The sequence below is a fragment of the Pseudomonas sp. 22515 genome (assembly GCF_052044625.1).
Lineage (GTDB): Bacteria > Pseudomonadota > Gammaproteobacteria > Pseudomonadales > Pseudomonadaceae > Aquipseudomonas > Aquipseudomonas alloputida.
In genome coordinates this window covers 13710-30624 of the sequence record NZ_JBQENN010000031.1, presented here as the reverse complement: position 1 = coordinate 30624, position 16915 = coordinate 13710, and the positions used below count along the sequence as shown (strand labels likewise).

The window sequence follows — 16915 nt, the reverse complement described above, 5'->3', positions numbered from 1 at the left end:
CCTTGTGTCGCGACCACTTGGCCCAAGCCTGTTTGCAAAACACCCAACTACTGAAACAATGCACACCTTTTTGGATATGGTCGTACGGAGAGCAGCGGGTGCAGATCCAGGGTCACTATGAGCTGAAGTTCGAAGCTGTGCGCGAAGCTTTTGCCGCACTGTTCGATGATCCCCAGGAGCGTGGCGCCGCGCTGTGCATCCAGGTGGGTGGCGAAACCGTCGTTGACCTGTGGGCCGGCAGTGCCGACAAGGACGGCCAGCAGGCCTGGCACAGCGATACCATCGCCAACCTGTTCTCCTGCACCAAGACTTTCGCGGCCGTTACCGCCCTGCAGCTGGTCGGCGAGGGCAAGCTGGCCCTCGATGCCCCGGTGGCCAACTACTGGCCCGAGTTCGCCCAGGCGGGTAAGCAGTCGATCACCTTGCGTCAGCTACTCAGCCACCGTGCCGGCTTACCGGCCATACGCAAGCTGTTGCCGGCTGAAGCCTTGTATGACTGGCAGTTCATGGTCGATGCCCTGGCAGCCGAGACACCGTGGTGGACGCCAGGCACAGAACACGGCTATGCCGCCATCACCTATGGCTGGCTGATCGGCGAGCTGATTCGCCGTGCCGACGGCCGTGGCCCTGGCGACTCGATCGTGGCCCGCACCGCCCGCCCATTGGGGCTGGATTTCCATGTTGGCCTGGCCGACGAAGAGTTCCACCGCGTGGCGCATATCGCCCGTGGCAAGGGCAATGCTGGAGACAGTGCAGCGCAACGCTTGCTGCAGGTGACCATGCGCGAGCCTGAGGCACTGTCGACCCGTGCCTTTACCAATCCGCCCGCGATACTGACCAGCACCAACAAACCGGAATGGCGGCGCATGCAGCAGCCAGCGGCCAATGGCCATGGCAACGCACGCAGCCTGGCGGGGTTCTATGCCGGGCTGCTGGACGGCAGCCTGCTTGAATCCGAACTGCTCGATGAGCTGACCCGCGAGCATAGCCTTGGCCAGGACCGTACCTTGCTCACCCAGACCCGTTTCGGCCTGGGCTGCATGCTCGACCAGCCCGATGTGGCCAATGCCACCTTTGGTCTCGGCGCCCGCGCCTTTGGCCACCCCGGTGCCGGTGGTTCGGTCGGTTTTGCCGACCCGGAGTACGATGTGGCCTTCGGTTTTGTGGTCAATACCCTCGGCCCTTACGTGCTGATGGACCCACGCGCCCAGAAACTGGTACGCGTCCTTGCCAGTTGCCTTTGATCGGGTAATGCGGGTATTGCTACACCCCTTTGACTATCCTCAATGCCAACGCCTGAAGTTCGTAGGCAAAATATCTTTCTATTTCATGGTGTATCGCTGATGTCTTCACATAAAACCTTAGCACTCGCCCTGTGCCTGACCGCCGTTACCGGCTGCGCCAGTCACTCCCCGGACGGCTCCAAGGAAGGTGGCTCCAGCTGGTGGCCTTTCGGTTCGGACAAGGTTGCCGAGCAGGAAGTGAAGTCAGCCGTCACTGAAAACGTGGCCAAAGCCGATGCCAAATCCGAAAGCTCCAGCCGCTGGTGGTGGCCGTTTGGCGGTGACGACAAGCAAGCCAAGGGGCCGGTGGTGCCAAAGATCGATCAGAAGGCCACTCAGGCCTGGCTGGACGAATACGAGCCCAAGCTGCGCGAAGCGATCAAGGACAGCAAGCTGGAGCTGGAGCGTCGTGACAATGTGCTGGCGGTAACCCTGCCGGTGGACAGCTCGTACAATCCCGATCGCCCGAACATGTTGCTGCCCATGTCCCTGGGCCCGATCACCCGCGTCGCCAAGACAGTCGAAGGCGACCCCAAGACTGCCGTACTGGTACTGGGCCATGCCGACAGCAGCGGTGCCGCCGTTGCCAACCAGAAGCTCAGCCTGGAGCGCGCCGCTTCGGTATCGGCCATCTTCCGCCTCAGCGGCCTGCAGCGTGACCGCCTGACCCTCAAGGGCATGGGTTCGGTGATGCCGCGCGCTGCCAACGACAGCGCCGAGGGGCGCGCCCTGAACCGCCGCGTGGAAATGTTGCTGACCCCGCAAAACACCATGGTCGCGCTGCTGGCCAAATACCAGCAGGCCGCCCCGGCACCCGCCCCGGCCTCGATGGTGGCGGTGCAGGATGCTAAGGCACCCGCCGCCAAGGCCGCTGGCAGCAAACCGGCCGTCAAGGCTGCGGTGAAGAAACCTGTAGCCAAGGCCAAAACGCCTGCGAAGACTGCAGCCAAGAAAAAAGCTGCGCCGGCCAAGCCTGCCGCCAAGAAAGCTGCCGTTGACAAGAAAGTAGCTGCCAACAGCCCTGCGAAGACCAACTGATCGTCAAGGAACCGCAGTAATGACCCAATCCCTGGCCGATATGCGCCGCGACTACACCCGTGATGGCCTGGCCGAAGCCCAGGCACCAGGGGAGCCGTTCGCCCTGTTCCACCAGTGGTTCGCCGATGCGGTGAAAACCGAGCAGGTACCGGTAGAAGCCAACGCCATGACCTTGGCCACGGTGGACGGCGAAGGTCGCCCGCATTGCCGTGTTTTGCTGTTGAAGGGGCTCGACGAGCAGGGTTTCACCTTCTTCACCAACTATGACAGCGCCAAGGGCCAGCAACTGCAAGCCAACCCCTTTGCGGCAATGACCTTCTTCTGGCCGGCCCTGGAGCGTCAGGTGCGCATCGAGGGCCGGGTGCAGAAGGTCACGGCGCAGGAGTCGGATGCCTACTACCAGGTACGCCCGCTGGGCAGTCGCCTGGGGGCTTGGGCTTCGCCACAGAGCCGCGTGATTGCCGGGCGTGAAGAGCTGGAGGGCCTGGTTAAGGCCACCGAAGCGCGTTTCTCCGACACCCAGCCGCACTGCCCTGAGCATTGGGGGGGATACCGTTTGTTGCCCGAGCGCATCGAGTTCTGGCAGGGGCGGGCAAGCCGCCTGCATGATCGTTTGAACTATCGGCTGGTGGACGGGCAGTGGCTGCGAGAGCGGCTGGCGCCCTGAGCAACTGGGGCCGCCAAGCGGCCCCAGCCATTGATCAAGCTACCCCGGATAACCTGCCGCCTCGCGCTCCAACCACCCCGCCAGTTGCTTACGCCCCACCTTCTCCTGGCGCGCCTGCGCCAACCTTTCCAGCATGAACGCGCGTTTTTCAGGATCGGCCCCTGCCAGCGACAACGCCAGGTCGCGGTCCATCCAGCGGCGCATGCGCACATACAACCACCAGTGGAAATACAGTCCCGTAACGGTGGTGACCACGACGATGAAGTAATCCATGGCTATGCTTGGTCTCACTTGAAAGGCCTTCGACACAGCCCGGCAGGCTGTACCCCGGCTGAATGAAAACAATTTTATTACGTTTGTACCGTGACAGCCGTCAATGTGCAGCGTCTAATGAGCACCTGACTTATGGAGACTTTACCCATGCGTAAATCCGCTTTGCTGGTGGCGACCTTTACCACCATGTCGCTGCTGCTGGGGGGCTGTGCCTCGAGCCTGACCGGTGACAGCTACTCTCGTGACGAAGCCCGCCGCGTGCAAACCGTGCGTATGGGTACCATCGAATCCCTGCGTCCGGTCAAGATCGAGGGTACCAAGACCCCGATTGGCGGCGGTGCCGGTGCCATCGTGGGTGGCGTAGCTGGCAGCGCCGTGGGCGGTGGCCGTGGCAGCATCGTGGCTGCCGTGATCGGTGCCGTGGCCGGTGGCTTGGCGGGTTCCGCAGCAGAAGAAGGCCTGACCCGTACTCAAGGTGTCGAAATTACCGTTCGTGAAGATGATGGCAGCATGCGCGCCTATGTGCAGGCCGTACAGGAGAACGAAGTCTTCCGCGTTGGCGAGCGCGTGCGCATCATGACAGTTGACGGTACCAGCCGCGTTTCGCACTGACCGTAGTGCAGTAAAACAAAACCCCGACATGGCTGATGCCCGTCGGGGTTTTTTCATGCTTCAGCCAAGTCAGGCAACGTTGGTTTTGCGGCTGGCCATTGCGGTGACGGCGTAGCCGATCACCGCGGCAAAGAACGAACCAGTAAGAATACCCATGCGGTCCATGCCTGCATACTCACTGCTACCCGGGGCGAAGGCGAGCGAGCCTACGAACAGGCTCATGGTGAAGCCAATGCCGCAGAGTATCGCCACCCCCAGAATTTGCCCCCAACCCGCACCCGCAGGCAGCGCGGCCAGGCGCAGCTTGACCGCGACCCAGGTCAGGCCGAACACCCCCACGGTCTTGCCCAGCAACAGGCCGACCGTGATGCCCATCGGCACGGGGTGGGTGAAGCTGTCTACGGTCATGCCTGCCAGCGAAACGCCGGCATTGGCGAAGGCGAAAATTGGCAGGATGGCGTAGGCCACCCAAGGGTGCAGGGCGTGTTCCAGCGCCAAAAGAGGCGACGATTCAGCATTGCGTGTACGCAGCGGGATGCACAGGGCCAGGGCTACACCGGCCAGAGTGGCGTGCACGCCACTTTTGAGCACGCAGACCCACAGGATCAGGCCAACGATCATGTAGGGCCCGAGCTTGACGACGCCAAGCCGGTTCATCGCCACCAGCACCACCAGACAGGCCGCAGCCAGCAGCAGCGACACACTCGACAGGGTGCCGGAGTAGAACAGGGCGATGACAATGATCGCACCCAGGTCGTCGATGATCGCCAGGGTCATCAGGAACAACTTCAGTGACACCGGTACGCGCTTGCCGAGCAGGGCCAGGACGCCGAGGGCGAAGGCGATGTCGGTGGCGGTAGGGATCGCCCAGCCTGCTACGGCTGCAGGGTTGTCACGGTTGATGAACCAGTAGATCAGCGCTGGCACCACCATGCCGCCCACGGCTGCGGTGGCAGGCAGAATCACTTGTGAGGGTTTGGACAGGTGACCGTCGACCACCTCGCGTTTGACCTCCAGGCCGATGAGCAGGAAGAACAGGGCCATCAGGCCGTCGTTGATCCACAGTAGCAACGGCTTGGCGATGTTCAGCGCGCCGACCTGGACGGCGACGGGTACGTCGAGCAAGCCGCCGTACAGGTCGGACAGTGGCGAGTTGTTGATGATCAGGGCCAGAACGGCGGCGGCGATCAGCAGCAGGCCGCTGGCAGCTTCGAGCTGGAAGAAACGGGTAAACAGGCTACGCACGGGCTGTAGGCCCTCCATGAGCAGTTTACGAAGGGTACGGGCGTACACCCTAGCCTGTGACGATGTTCCTTAAAACAAAAAAAATATTCGTTTTTGTTATATGTTTTTGCTGGCAGGCCTGGGGCAAGCCTAGATGGATTTGGGGAAGGATGGGGGAGGGGAAGTCTGGAGTAGGTGCTGGAATAGTCTGGTGCCGGACCGGGCCCTTTCGCGGGTAAACCCGCNTGTAGGAGCGGGTTTACCCGCGAAGAGGCCCTGTCAGTCGATAAAGAGTCAGAGGCCGAGCATATCCCGCGCCACCGCCTCTGCGATGCGAATGCCATCCACACCGGCTGACAGGATCCCGCCCGCGTACCCGGCCCCTTCACCCGCCGGGAACAGCCCTTTGAGGTTCAGGCTCTGGTAATCCTCACCGCGGGTAATCCGCAGTGGCGACGAGGTACGCGTCTCGATCCCGGTCAACACCGCATCATGCAGGTTATAGCCCTTGATCTGCCGGTCGAACGCCGGCAGTGCCTCCCGAATCGCCTCAATGGCGAAGTCCGGCAGGCTCGGCGCCAGGTCACCCAAGGTCACGCCCGGCTTGTAGGACGGCTCGACACTGCCCAGTGCGGTCGAGGGCCGGCCGGCGACAAAATCACCCACCAGCTGCGCTGGGGCCTGGTAGTTGCTGCCGCCCATTACATAGGCGTGCGCCTCCAGGCGCTCCTGCAGTTCGATACCGGCCAACGGGCCACCCGGGTAGTCGCGCTCGGGGTCGATGCCGACGACGATGCCGGAGTTGGCGTTGCGCTCGTTACGCGAATACTGGCTCATGCCGTTGGTGACGACTCGCCCAGGCTCGCTGGTGGCCGCGACCACGGTGCCACCCGGACACATGCAGAAGCTGTATACCGAGCGGCCATTCTTGGCGTGGTAAACCAGCTTGTAGTCGGCGGCACCCAGTTTCGGGTGGCCGGCGTACTTGCCCAGACGTGCCTTGTCTATCAGCGTTTGCGGGTGCTCGATACGGAAGCCCACCGAGAACGGCTTGGCTTCCATGTAGACACCTTTGGCGTGCAGCATGCGGAAGGTGTCGCGGGCGCTGTGGCCCAGGGCCAATACCACATGGCGAGAGTGCAACTGCTCGCCGCTTTCAAGCACTACACCGGTCAGTTGGCCATCTTCGATCAACAGGTCGGTGACCTTCTCCTGGAAGCGCACGTCGGCCCCCAGGGCGATCATGTCCTGGCGCATCTGTTCGACCATGCCGGTGAGGCGGAAGGTGCCGATGTGCGGCTTGTTGATGTACAGGATTTCGTCTGGCGCACCGGCCTTAACGAATTCTTCCAGCACTTTGCGGCCGTGGTGTTGCGGGTCCTTGATCTGGCTGTACAGCTTGCCGTCCGAGAAGGTACCGGCGCCGCCTTCACCGAACTGCACGTTGGACTCAGGGTTGAGCACGCTCTTGCGCCACAGGCCCCAGGTGTCCTTGGTGCGCTGGCGCACTTCCTTGCCGCGTTCGAGGATGATCGGCTTGAAGCCCATTTGTGCCAGCAACAGGCCGGCAAAGATGCCGCACGGGCCGAAACCGACCACGATCGGGCGCTCCTGCAGGCCTGCCGGGGCCTGGCCGACAAACTTGTAGGTGACGTCTGGGGCTGGGCCGATGTTGCGATCATCGGCGAACTTGCTGAGCAGCTCGGCTTCGTTGCTGGCTTCCAGGTCGATGGTGTAGATGAACAGCAGTTCGCTGTTCTTCTTGCGCGCATCGTAGCTGCGCTTGAACAGGTTGAAGCTGAGCAGTTGCTCGTCGCGGATGCCCAGGCGCTGGACGATGGCTTCGCGCAACGCTTCGTCGGGATGGTCCAGGGGCAGCTTCAGTTCGGTGATTCGTAGCATGGCAGGGTCCAGTATCCCGGCCATGGGCGGCCGGCGGCTTTACACAAACCGCCAAGTATAAGCTGTTAGACGCCCTGACTGGCAGGATAAAAGCGCCCGGCGATCAGTTGTCGCGCGCACCACCGTAGTAACCGCAGCCGCGCAGGGTCTGGCCGTCGATGCGCAGTTCGGCGCGCAGGTGGTGGATGGCGCCGGTGGCGCTGTCGACGCAGCGTTGCGGGGCGAGCCACAGTTCCACGTGCTGGCCGTTGGCTTCGCTGGTCAGGGTCAGCCCGCCGCCGGGCACTTCTTCTTCGAGAAATGGCAGTGGCAGCGGGTCTTTGCCGATGCGGTTGAGCACCATGCCCTTGCCGCTGGCCTTGATGTCCCAGTCCGGTTCATGGCCATTGGCGCGCAGGGTCAGCTGCTTGAAGTTGGGGTCGTCGCAAGCGCGGGTGGAGGGTTCCAGGCGGTACAGGCGGCTGACTTCCAACTGGCCGTCGTTGTCGGCCTGCTTGGCGCCCGTGAGGCGACCGCGCACGTCGGCGAACAACTTGGCATTGGCGTCCTTGGCCAGGTTGGCGGACTCCTGCAGGATGCCGGTGCCGGCGACGTCGTTGATCACGAAGCGGCGTGCTTCGCTGCAGGGCTTGAACAACAGGCGGCCGCCGTTGGCGCTCAGTTCGCCCTGCATGCGTGTGGTGCCGATGTTCGGGTCACGGGGCTGCTCGGCCAGTAGCTGGCAGCCAGCGAACAGCGGCAGCAGGGCACTGAGCAGCAGGGTAGGGGTGAGGCGCATGGGGCGGGCTCCGGGGAATCTTTGCCAAAGAGCTGGCCACGATACACGTCCTGCGGGCAGAAAAAAGGGCCCGAAGGCCCTTTTTCATTCAACCCCCCAGGTAGGCATCGCGCACCTTCGGGTCGGTCAGCAGTGCCTCACCGGTGCCCTGCATCACCACCCGACCGTTCTCCAGCACATACGCCCGGTCAGCGATCTTCAGCGCCTGGTTGGCGTTCTGCTCCACCAGGAACACCGTCACGCCATCGCGGCGCAGCTGTTCGATGATGTCGAAGATCTGCTGGATGATGATCGGCGCCAGGCCCAGCGAAGGCTCGTCGAGCAGCAGCAGCTTGGGCTTGCTCATCAGCGCCCGGCCGATGGCCAGCATCTGCTGCTCGCCACCGGACATGGTGCCGCCGCGCTGGATGTAACGCTCTTTCAGGCGCGGGAACAGTTGCAGGACCTTGTCCAGTTGCTCCTGATAGTCGCCCTTGTCGGTGAAGAAACCGCCCATGGCCAGGTTTTCCTCGACCGTCAGGCGAGCGAACACGCGACGGCCTTCCGGCACTACCGCGATGCTTTTGCGCATGATGTGCGAGGACGGCTGGCCGACCAGCTCTTCACCCAGGTACTTGATGCTGCCGCTGTGCGCCTGCGGCGAGCCGCACAGGGTCATCAGCAAGGTCGACTTGCCGGCACCGTTGGCGCCGATCAGGGTGACGATCTCGCCCTGGTTGATCTCCACGTTGACGCTGTGCAGCGCCTGGATCTTGCCGTAGAAAGTGGAAACGTTTTCGAACTTCAGCATTTACGCTTCCCCCAGGTAGGCTTTGATCACGTCAGGGTTGTCGCGGATCTCCTCCGGTGTGCCATGGGCCAGGGGGGTACCCTGGTTGATCACCACGATATGGTCGGAAATGCTCATCACCAGCTTCATGTCGTGCTCGATCAGCAGCACGGTGACGTTGTGCGACTCACGCAGGTAGGCGATCAGAGCCTTGAGGTCTTCGGTTTCCTTCGGGTTCAGGCCGGCTGCCGGTTCATCGAGCATGATGATGCGTGGCTGGGTCATCATGCAGCGGGCGATTTCGAGGCGGCGTTGCTGCCCGTAGGCGAGGGTGCCGGCCGTACGGTTGGCGAACTCGGTCAGGTTGACCTTCTCCAGCCAGTACTGCGCGCGTTCCATGGCCTCCTTCTCGCTGCGGCGGAAGCTCGGGGTCTTGAACAGGCCGGCGAAGAAGTTGGTGTTGAGGTGGCGGTGCTGGGCGATCAGCAGGTTTTCCAGTGCGGTCATTTCCTTGAACAGCCGCACGTTCTGGAAGGTCCGCACCACGCCCTTGCGGGCGATCTGGTGGCCGGCCAGGCCCTGAATCGGCTGGCCATCGAGCAGGATGGTACCGCCGCTGGGCTTGTAGAAGCCGGTCAGGCAGTTGAACACGGTGGTCTTGCCGGCGCCGTTCGGGCCGATCAACGCCACCACCTGTTTTTCCTTGACGGTCAGGGCCACGCCGTTGACCGCCAACAAGCCGCCGAAGCGCATGCTCAGGCCGCTGACTTGCAGAATTTCGCGGCTCATCGACGCAGCTCCATGTGTGGACGTTGCATAGGCAGCAGGCCTTGCGGACGCCAGATCATCATCAACACCATCAGCGCACCGAACATCAGCATGCGGTATTCGCTGAACTCACGCATCAGCTCAGGCAGCAGGATCATCACGATGGCCGCGAGAATCACGCCCAGTTGTGAACCCATGCCACCCAGCACGACGATGGCGAGGATGATCGCCGACTCGATGAAGGTGAACGACTCCGGCGTCACCAGGCCTTGGCGCGCGGCGAAGAAGCTGCCGGCGAAACCGGCGAAGCAGGCACCCAGGGTGAATGCCGAGAGCTTGATCACGGTCGGGTTCAGGCCCAGTGCACGGCAGGCGATCTCGTCTTCACGCAGGGCTTCCCAGGCGCGGCCGATCGGCATGCGCAGCAGGCGGTTGATCACGAACAACGCCAGCAGGGCCAGCAGCAGGGCCACCAGGTACAGGAAGATCACCTTGTTGATCGAGTTGTATTGCAGCCCGAAGAACTCGTGGAAGGTCTGCATGCCCTCGGCCGCACGGCGTTCGAAGGTCAGGCCGAAGAACTCCGGCTTGGGGATGTTGCTGATGCCGTTGGGGCCGCCGGTCCAATCGGTGAGGTTACGCAGGAACAGGCGGATGATCTCACCGAAACCGAGGGTCACGATCGCCAGGTAGTCACCACGCAGGCGCAACACCGGGAAGCCGAGCAGGAAGCCGAAGGTGGCAGCCATCAGGCCGGCAATCGGCAGGCACACCCAGAAGCTCCAGCCCAGGTAATGCGAGAGCATGGCGTAGCTGTAGGCACCGACGGCATAGAAGCCTACGTAGCCGAGGTCGAGCAGGCCCGCCAGGCCGACCACGATGTTCAGGCCCAGGCCCAGCAACACGTAGATCAGGATCAGCGTGGCGATGTCGACCGCACCGCGAGAGCCGAAGAACGGCCATACCAGTGCTATCACGATCAACCCGATGATGACGTAGCGCTGGGTCTTGGGCAGGGTGAGGTAGTTGCTGACTGCCGGGGGGATCAGCTTGCGATCCGATCGGCGGCCCATCACCGAACTCCACTGCTTGTCGAACAGCACGCGCAGGAACATCAGCACCGAACACACGGCGATGATGCTGATGGTGAACGAGCCCTGACTGTGCACGACCAGGCTGATCCCGTCGATGCTCAGTTTCAGGCCCAGTACCGGGAAGGCCACGGCCCACACCAGCAAGGCGCTGAAGAACGCCTGTTTGAGATTTCTGTTCATACTTTTTCAACCTCCGGGCGGCCCAGGATGCCGGTCGGCCGGAATAGCAGGACAAGAACCAACAAGCCGAATGCCACCACGTCCTTGTACTGGTCGCCGAAGATATCGGCACCGAACGCTTCGGCCACGCCCAGCACCAGCCCGCCGAGCATGGCGCCCGGGATGCTGCCGATGCCACCCAGTACCGCCGCGGTGAAAGCCTTCAGGCCCACCAGGAAACCGGCGTTGGGGTTGATCACCCCGTACTGCATGCTCAGCAGCACGGCCGCCACGGCAGCCAGGGCGGCACCGATGACGAAGGTGAGGGCGATGATGTTGTTGGTGTTGATGCCCAGCAGGTTGGCCATCTTGATGTCCTCGGCACAGGCGCGGCAGGCGCGGCCCAGGCGGGAACGAGAGATGAACAGGGTGAGCAGGGTCATGGCCACCAGGGTGACAACGAACACCAGGATTTGCATGTAGCTGATCAGTACTTCTTCAGCACCGCCTGGCCCGAAGGAGAAGCTCCCGGGGATCAGGTTGGGGATGGACTTGTCCTTGGAGTCTTGCGAAAGCAAGACCGTGTTCTGCAGGAAAATCGACATGCCGATGGCGGAAATCAGCGGGATCAGACGGTTGCTGTTGCGCAGGGGGCGGTAGGCAACCCGTTCGATGCTGTAGCCATAGGCACTGGTGACGAAGATCGTCGCGACGAAGGCGACGGTCATCAGGATCGGCAGCGAATGGATACCCATCATGGCCAGGCCCGCCAGGGCGATGAAGGCCACGTAGGAACCGATCATGTACACCTCGCCGTGGGCGAAGTTGATCATGCCAATGATGCCGTACACCATCGTGTAGCCGATGGCGATCAAGGCATAGGTGCTGCCGATGGTCAATCCATTAACCAGTTGTTGGAAGAAATGGTAGATCTCAGGCATTACAGCGCTCCTAAAAACCTGATTTGCATTTCACTGGCAGGGGTACGGCCAGGAAACCGCGGGTGACGGTTTTAAGATTTTCAGGTGAGCCTGCCCCCGGATCGCGGGGATCGGGCCCATGAACCTCATAAAACGAAGCCCACTGCTCGCACAGTGGGCTCGTAGGTCAGCTATTAGTCACGCAGTTACTGAGGGGAGACTTCGGTCTTCGGCTTGCCGAAGTGCCATTCGTAGACCACGAACTTGAAGTCTTTCAGGTCGCCTTTGTCGTCGAACGACAGGTCGCCGGTCGGGGTCTTGAAGGTGCCTTCGTGGATGGCCTTGGCCACCTTGTCGGTATCATCGGAACCGGCTTTCTTGATGCCTTGAGCGATCAGCTCGACAGCCGAGTAGGCAGGGAATACGAACGGGCCACTTGGGTCCTTGCCGTCAGCCTTGATGGCGTCGACGATCTTCTTGTTCGCCGGGTCTGCGTCGAACGACTTCGGCAGGGTGACCAGCAGGCCTTCGGAGGCGTTCTGGGCGATCTGCGAAATGGAGTCGTTACCCACGCCTTCCGGACCCATGAACTTGGCTTTCAGGCCTTTTTCCTGAGCCTGGCGCAGGATCAGGCCCAGCTCTGGGTGATAGCCGCCGTAGTAGACGAAGTCGACGTTGTTCTGCTTGAGCTTCTGGATGATCGAGGAGAAGTCCTTGTCACCCGCGTTCAGGCCTTCGAACACGGCAACCTTGGTGCCCTTGCTTTCCAGGGTCTGCTTGACGGCGGTGGCGATGCCTTCACCGTACTGCTGCTTGTCGTGCAGGACGGCAACGACCTTCGGCTTGACGTGGTCGGCGATGTAGTTGCCGGCGGCCGGGCCCTGGGCGCTGTCCAGGCCGATGGTGCGGAAGATCAGCTTGTAGCCACGGGCGGTGATTTCCGGCGAAGTGGCGGCCGGGGTGATCATGATCACGCCTTCGTCTTCGTAGATGTCGGACGCAGGCTGGGTGGAGCTGGAGCACAGGTGGCCGACCACGAACTTGACGCCGTCGTTGACCACTTTGTTGGCGACTGCCACGGCCTGTTTAGGGTCGCAGGCGTCGTCGTATTCCTTGGCTTCGAGCATCTTGCCATCCACGCCGCCCGCGGCGTTGATATCCTTGATGGCTTGCTTGGCGCCGATGAACTGCATGTCGCCGTACTGGGTCACAGGACCCGTCTTGGGACCGGCGATGCCGATCTTGATGGTATCGGCGGCAAACGAATGGCTGGCTACCCCGGCCAGTACCATTGCGGCGAACAGCTTGGAAATCTTGATCATAGTGCTCCACTCATTCTGTTGTAATTCTTATAGTCCTGGCGGCCAGGGCTACAGACCGGGCGGGATTTGCGGCGTGGCCATGCCAACGCGCTAGCCCACCTTCCCCCGGAACATGTCCCGGAACTGTACCGGTACAGTGTAGAGCGCTGTTCGAGCGCTTGAAAAGCGGTCGAAAAGTGCGTCTTTCCTGCGTTGTCGCTTGATCGACAGAAAGATACAGAAAGGCGCCATCAAACTGCCTGCATCTGCGATCCCGCCCCACAACTTCGGGGTCAATCGACCAAATTACATATTTGAAACCGGGTTTTTCTGCAAAAATGCCGGCCTTTTTTATTGACCGATTTTTTGCGGATACCACCCATGACTGATCAAACAAGCACCCTCTATGCCAAATTGCTTGGCGAGACGGCAATCATCGAGTGGAAAGCGCTGGAGCGTTTTTGGGCCAAGGGTGACCTGATTTGGGTCGACCCCTGCCTTGACCTGATCGCCGTTGCTGAGGCGATGGCCGAGAATCGCAGCGAGATCTTCGCCAAGTGGCGTAGTGATGGCACTGTTGGGCCGGTATCGGCCGAGCAGGCATTGGACCTGCAAAGCCGCGACCCAGAGATCTGGGCGGTGGTGGTTTCGCCGTTCATCGTGATACAGGTGAAGGGCCAGGAAGAAGCGTGATCTTTTTTGGTGCGCAAAAATACGCATCAGCTCCGTTTTGGTGCTTGAAAGCGATCAAGGCGGGTAGAGGGAAGTAACAATTCGGCGTGGCGGTAACAGTTTACGGGATGCGTAATGTGGCCGCCGTTCTGCCAGGCGCCAACGGAATCGTAGCCCGCCTGGGAAATGTTCGAATCAGTCAGGAGTTTATCGATGAGCACTGCACTACCTTCGCTTGGATTCGCCGGCATCGGCCTGATGGGCCTGCCCATGTGCCGCCGCCTGCTGGCAGCGGGTTATCCGCTGACGGTATGGAACCGCAGCCCGGACAAGTGCGCCGCACTGGTCGCTGCTGGCGCGCGCCTGGCCAGCAGCCCGGCCGAATTGTGCCGTGACAGCGACATGGTACTACTGTGCCTGGCCGACACGGCGGTGGTGCGTGAGGTGGTGTTTGGCGAGCAAGGCATTGCCCAGGGCGGGCGCAGCGGCCAGTTGCTGATCGATTTCTCTAGCTTGGAACCCACCGCCACCCGTGAAATGGCTGCCGAACTGGCAGCACTGTGCGGCATGGCCTGGCTGGATGCACCTGTCTCTGGCGGTACGCCCGGTGCCGAAGCGGGCACGCTGGCGATCATGGTGGGCGGTGAAGCGGCCGATCTGCAGCGTGCACGCCCGGTGCTGCAGGTGCTTGGTCAGCGCGTGACGCATATGGGCGCGGTAGGCACGGGGCAGGTGACCAAGGCTTGCAACCAGATGATTGTAGCGTGCAATGCCCTGGTAATTGCAGAAGTGGTGGCATTGGCCGAACAGTCGGGCGTGGACGCGACGCTGATCGCTGAAGCGCTGGCGGGTGGCTTTGCCGATTCCAAGCCATTGCAGATTCTTGCGCCGCAAATGGCCGAGAGCCGCTTCGAGCCAATCAAGTGGCACGTCCGCACGCTGCTCAAGGACCTCGATGGCGCGGTCAAGTTTTCCCGCGAGCAAGGCTCGGCGACGCCACTCAGTGGCCTTGCCGCGCAACTGATGCGCTTGCACGGTAGCCAGGGTTACCTGCAAAAAGATCCGGCGACCCTGGTTGAGCTGTACCGCAACAAGGTGTGATCCGGCCGCTCTGGCGCTGCAACCGCTCCAGCAGTGGGCGCAACTCGGCCAGCGGTACGGGGTGCCCCAACAGGTACCCCTGCAGGTAGTCGCAGCCATGGCTTTCGAGGAACGCCCGCTGTTCGGCGGTTTCCACGCCCTCGCTGACTACCCGCAGGTGCAGGGTATGCGCCATGGCGATGATCGCCTGGACAATTTCGCGGTCTTTCTGGCTGCCCGGTACATCCTGCAGAAAGGTGCGGTCGATCTTCAGCACATCCAATGGCAGGCGCTTGAGGTAGGCCAGTGAGGAGTAGCCGGTACCAAAGTCATCGATTGAAAGTGTCACCCCCAAGGCTCGGACGCGTTTGAGCAGGCTGACCGTGCGCTGGATATCGCCCACCAGGGCGTTTTCGGTCACTTCCAGCTCCAAGTGGCGCGGCGCAAGGCTAGCGTGGAACAGCGCCTTTTCAACTTCGTTGGGCAGTTCGTCGTGGCTGAGGGTGACTGCCGAGCAATTGACCGTGACCTGGACCTCGTCGTAGCCGTGGCGCTGTAAGTGGGCCAGGTCGGCACAGGCGTGGCGCAGCACCCACAGGTCCAGGTCGATGATCAGGCCGTTGGCTTCGGCAATGCCGACAAAACGGTCGGGCCCGAGCAGGCCATGTTGAGGATGCTGCCAGCGTACCAGCGCTTCCAGTTTGGCCACTTGCCCACTGCGCAGGTCGAAGATCGGCTGGTAGTGCACACACAGCCCGCGCTCTTCAAGCAGCGCCAGGCGCAGCTCTTCTTCCAGTTGCAAGGCGATCGACGCGCGAGCCTTCAGGCTGTCATTGAAGAAATTCAGGCTGTTGCGTCCGTTGTCCTTGGATTGGTAGAGGGCCAGGTCGGCATGCTTGAGCAACTCTTCGGCTGTGCCGCCATCGTCTGGGAAGATACTTATACCAATGCTGGTGGTCATGACCATGCGCCGCCCGCCCAGGTCGATGGGGTCTTTCATCCGTTGCATGATGCGCTGGGCCAGGTGGCGGGCTTCGTCGCGGCTGTTCAGGCTGGTGACCACGCAGAACTCGTCGCCACCAAAACGCGCAACCAGGTCGTGGCTGCGGGTAGCGGCCTTGATGTGGTGGGCGATTACCTTGAGCAGCTCGTCACCGGCGTCGTGGCCGAGGCTGTCGTTGATGCGCTTGAAATGGTCGATGTCGAGGAACATCACGGCCAGGCGGTTTTCGCTGGCCTGAGTTTCGACCAGGCGCTCGGCGAATACCTGGTTGAATCCGCGGCGGTTGAGCAGGTTGGTCAGGGCATCATAGTGCGCCGCCTGCTGCAGCGAAGCGCGGGCCTGGTCCAGTTGGCTGAGCAGTACGCTGACCCGGCGCAGGTCGTGCTCCTTGCTTTGCAGCTTCTTGTCGGCCAGTGCGGCGCTGATGCTGGCGCCACTGATCAGCAGGGTGATGAAGCCGATGCCCAGTCCCAGTTGCAGGCTGTTGTCGCCCGACGGCAGGCGCAGTGCGGTATCGGCAGGGATGACCAAGGTCATGGCCGACATCGCGGTGAAATGAGTGGCGACGATGCCGCCCGCCATCAGCAGGCTGGCGCCGTACTTCATGGCTTGGTACAGGGTGCCGCTGCCATTGCGCAAGTAGCGGGCCAGGTACAGCGAGGTCAGGGCGGTGAGCAGTGCAATGGCGGCAGAGGCAAGTAGCAAGCCGGTTTGGTAGTACTGGCGGGCACCCGTTTCCATCGCGGCCATGCCGACAAAATGCATGAGGATGATGCCCAGGCCGATCAGCCCTGCGCTCGGCACGCAGTGGTGCGCGCGCATGTTGCTGCGTTCGAGGCTGTGCATGGCCAGCCAGGCCACGCCCAGTGCGATGAGCAGCGAAAGAATGGTCAGGGATACGTCGTAGTGCACTTCTACCGGGGCCCGAAAGGCCAGCATGCTGATGAAGTGCATGGCCCATATGCCGCCTGCCAGGCAGCAGGCTCCGAGCATGTTCCATTGCCGGTGGGCGGTGGGGTCGTCGCTGTGGGACTGTCGCTCGGCCATGTCGAGGGTGGCGAAACAGGCCGCGCAAGCAACGAAATAGGCGAGCAGAACCAAGAGCGGTTCATGACGGCAGTCGATGACGATGCGCCCGGTTGCGGGAAGATCGGCGAACAGTTGCAGCCCCAGCCATTCCATGGAATGCCTCTTGATCGAGTTTTCACTCGTCTGCGCTACAACCCTGTGCAGACTGTCCAGAGGCAGTATAGGAAGGAGTACTTAAGCCTTCCTGACTAATGGCACAATGATTTCTACGATTTGGTTATAACTTCAATCGCAGTGAGGAATAAATTTGGGGCCCTGATACCTTCCTGTGGGAGCGGGCGAG

At 61.8% G+C, this 16915-nt stretch carries 16 protein-coding genes; 6 read left to right on the top strand and 10 right to left on the bottom strand.

The genetic code is table 11. The features are described from left to right. Positions 1-98 precede the first annotated feature (98 nt). From ACTJJN_RS23350 to pdxH, 3 genes are all read left to right on the top strand, one after another. Positions 99-1244, top strand: a complete 1146-nt coding sequence (locus ACTJJN_RS23350; RefSeq protein ID WP_004576208.1) for an EstA family serine hydrolase — start codon at positions 99-101, stop codon at positions 1242-1244. Positions 1245-1343: 99 nt separating this feature from the next. Beyond that, positions 1344-2321 carry an OmpA family protein gene (locus tag ACTJJN_RS23345; RefSeq protein ID WP_012051421.1) on the top strand — a complete coding sequence of 326 codons (978 nt, stop codon included), beginning with the start codon at positions 1344-1346 and terminating at the stop codon, positions 2319-2321. Positions 2322-2340: 19 nt separating this feature from the next. Next, positions 2341-2988: a pyridoxamine 5'-phosphate oxidase gene (pdxH, locus tag ACTJJN_RS23340; RefSeq protein ID WP_003254885.1), complete on the top strand. Its 648-nt coding sequence runs from the start codon at positions 2341-2343 to the stop codon at positions 2986-2988. Positions 2989-3027: 39 nt separating this feature from the next. On the opposite strand, the gene ACTJJN_RS23335 is transcribed toward pdxH, so the two are convergent. Next, the gene (locus ACTJJN_RS23335) at positions 3028-3261 is read right to left on the bottom strand and encodes a hypothetical protein (RefSeq protein WP_003254884.1); all 234 of its coding nucleotides are present in this window, start codon (positions 3259-3261) and stop codon (positions 3028-3030) included. 147 nt (positions 3262-3408) lie between these two features. On the opposite strand from ACTJJN_RS23335, the gene ACTJJN_RS23330 reads away from it, so the two are divergent. Beyond that, entirely contained in the window at positions 3409-3873 is a 465-nt protein-coding gene (locus ACTJJN_RS23330; protein ID WP_003254883.1) for a glycine zipper 2TM domain-containing protein, read from the top strand. A gap of 69 nt (positions 3874-3942) precedes the next feature. Here the strand turns inward: ACTJJN_RS23330 and nhaA are convergent, their stop codons facing one another. The 8 genes from nhaA to ACTJJN_RS23290 form a co-directional block, all read right to left on the bottom strand. Then, positions 3943-5136, bottom strand: coding sequence for a Na+/H+ antiporter NhaA (gene nhaA / locus ACTJJN_RS23325; RefSeq protein ID WP_029611816.1), 1194 nt, complete (start codon positions 5134-5136; stop codon positions 3943-3945). A gap of 255 nt (positions 5137-5391) precedes the next feature. Further along, the gene (locus tag ACTJJN_RS23320) at positions 5392-6999 is read right to left on the bottom strand and encodes an NAD(P)/FAD-dependent oxidoreductase (RefSeq protein ID WP_003254881.1); all 1608 of its coding nucleotides are present in this window, start codon (positions 6997-6999) and stop codon (positions 5392-5394) included. A 103-nt stretch (positions 7000-7102) separates the two neighbouring features. Continuing rightward, positions 7103-7777, bottom strand: coding sequence for a COG3650 family protein (locus ACTJJN_RS23315; protein WP_324737443.1), 675 nt, complete (start codon positions 7775-7777; stop codon positions 7103-7105). Positions 7778-7865: 88 nt separating this feature from the next. Further along, complete coding sequence (locus ACTJJN_RS23310; RefSeq protein ID WP_003254879.1) at positions 7866-8567, bottom strand: ABC transporter ATP-binding protein; 702 nt, start codon at positions 8565-8567, stop codon at positions 7866-7868. Next, positions 8568-9335, bottom strand: coding sequence for a high-affinity branched-chain amino acid ABC transporter ATP-binding protein LivG (gene livG / locus ACTJJN_RS23305; protein ID WP_003254878.1), 768 nt, complete (start codon positions 9333-9335; stop codon positions 8568-8570). It abuts the gene before it with no gap. Then, positions 9332-10588, bottom strand: a complete 1257-nt coding sequence (locus ACTJJN_RS23300) for a high-affinity branched-chain amino acid ABC transporter permease LivM (protein ID WP_012051425.1) — start codon at positions 10586-10588, stop codon at positions 9332-9334. Before ACTJJN_RS23300 ends, livG begins: the two co-directional genes overlap by 4 nt. Then, entirely contained in the window at positions 10585-11508 is a 924-nt protein-coding gene (gene livH, locus ACTJJN_RS23295) for a high-affinity branched-chain amino acid ABC transporter permease LivH (protein ID WP_008097482.1), read from the bottom strand. The genes ACTJJN_RS23300 and livH overlap by 4 nt, the downstream gene beginning before the upstream one ends. Positions 11509-11693: 185 nt before the next feature. Beyond that, a complete protein-coding gene (locus tag ACTJJN_RS23290) occupies positions 11694-12809 on the bottom strand; it encodes a branched-chain amino acid ABC transporter substrate-binding protein (protein WP_014755540.1) in 1116 nt (371 codons plus the stop codon). A gap of 360 nt (positions 12810-13169) precedes the next feature. On the opposite strand from ACTJJN_RS23290, the gene ACTJJN_RS23285 reads away from it, so the two are divergent. Both ACTJJN_RS23285 and ACTJJN_RS23280 read left to right on the top strand, forming a co-directional pair. After that, positions 13170-13481: a DUF2288 domain-containing protein gene (locus ACTJJN_RS23285; protein WP_004576203.1), complete on the top strand. Its 312-nt coding sequence runs from the start codon at positions 13170-13172 to the stop codon at positions 13479-13481. Between the two features lie 192 nt (positions 13482-13673). Continuing rightward, positions 13674-14561 (top strand): NAD(P)-dependent oxidoreductase, encoded by an 888-nt coding sequence (locus tag ACTJJN_RS23280; protein WP_012051428.1) that lies wholly within the window; start codon positions 13674-13676, stop codon positions 14559-14561. Here ACTJJN_RS23280 and ACTJJN_RS23275 read toward each other — a convergent pair. Next, entirely contained in the window at positions 14461-16725 is a 2265-nt protein-coding gene (locus ACTJJN_RS23275) for a putative bifunctional diguanylate cyclase/phosphodiesterase (RefSeq protein ID WP_017148139.1), read from the bottom strand. The two genes, ACTJJN_RS23280 and ACTJJN_RS23275, sit on opposite strands and share 101 nt — an antisense overlap. Positions 16726-16915 lie beyond the last annotated feature (190 nt).

Excerpts from the sequence above, each read along its gene's own strand:
- ACTJJN_RS23345 (WP_012051421.1), top strand. The coding sequence starts at position 1,344 with ATGTCTTCACATAAAACCTTAGCACTCGCCCTGTGCCTGACCGCCGTT.
- livG (WP_003254878.1), bottom strand. The coding sequence starts at position 9,335 with ATGAGCCGCGAAATTCTGCAAGTCAGCGGCCTGAGCATGCGCTTCGGC.
- ACTJJN_RS23285 (WP_004576203.1), top strand. The coding sequence starts at position 13,170 with ATGACTGATCAAACAAGCACCCTCTATGCCAAATTGCTTGGCGAGACG.
- ACTJJN_RS23335 (WP_003254884.1), bottom strand. The coding sequence starts at position 3,261 with ATGGATTACTTCATCGTCGTGGTCACCACCGTTACGGGACTGTATTTC.
- pdxH (WP_003254885.1), top strand. The coding sequence starts at position 2,341 with ATGACCCAATCCCTGGCCGATATGCGCCGCGACTACACCCGTGATGGC.
- ACTJJN_RS23330 (WP_003254883.1), top strand. The coding sequence starts at position 3,409 with ATGCGTAAATCCGCTTTGCTGGTGGCGACCTTTACCACCATGTCGCTG.
- ACTJJN_RS23310 (WP_003254879.1), bottom strand. The coding sequence starts at position 8,567 with ATGCTGAAGTTCGAAAACGTTTCCACTTTCTACGGCAAGATCCAGGCG.
- ACTJJN_RS23290 (WP_014755540.1), bottom strand. The coding sequence starts at position 12,809 with ATGATCAAGATTTCCAAGCTGTTCGCCGCAATGGTACTGGCCGGGGTA.
- nhaA (WP_029611816.1), bottom strand. The coding sequence starts at position 5,136 with ATGGAGGGCCTACAGCCCGTGCGTAGCCTGTTTACCCGTTTCTTCCAG.
- ACTJJN_RS23320 (WP_003254881.1), bottom strand. The coding sequence starts at position 6,999 with ATGCTACGAATCACCGAACTGAAGCTGCCCCTGGACCATCCCGACGAA.
- ACTJJN_RS23275 (WP_017148139.1), bottom strand. The coding sequence starts at position 16,725 with ATGGAATGGCTGGGGCTGCAACTGTTCGCCGATCTTCCCGCAACCGGG.
- ACTJJN_RS23280 (WP_012051428.1), top strand. The coding sequence starts at position 13,674 with ATGAGCACTGCACTACCTTCGCTTGGATTCGCCGGCATCGGCCTGATG.
- ACTJJN_RS23300 (WP_012051425.1), bottom strand. The coding sequence starts at position 10,588 with ATGAACAGAAATCTCAAACAGGCGTTCTTCAGCGCCTTGCTGGTGTGG.
- ACTJJN_RS23315 (WP_324737443.1), bottom strand. The coding sequence starts at position 7,777 with ATGCGCCTCACCCCTACCCTGCTGCTCAGTGCCCTGCTGCCGCTGTTC.
- livH (WP_008097482.1), bottom strand. The coding sequence starts at position 11,508 with ATGCCTGAGATCTACCATTTCTTCCAACAACTGGTTAATGGATTGACC.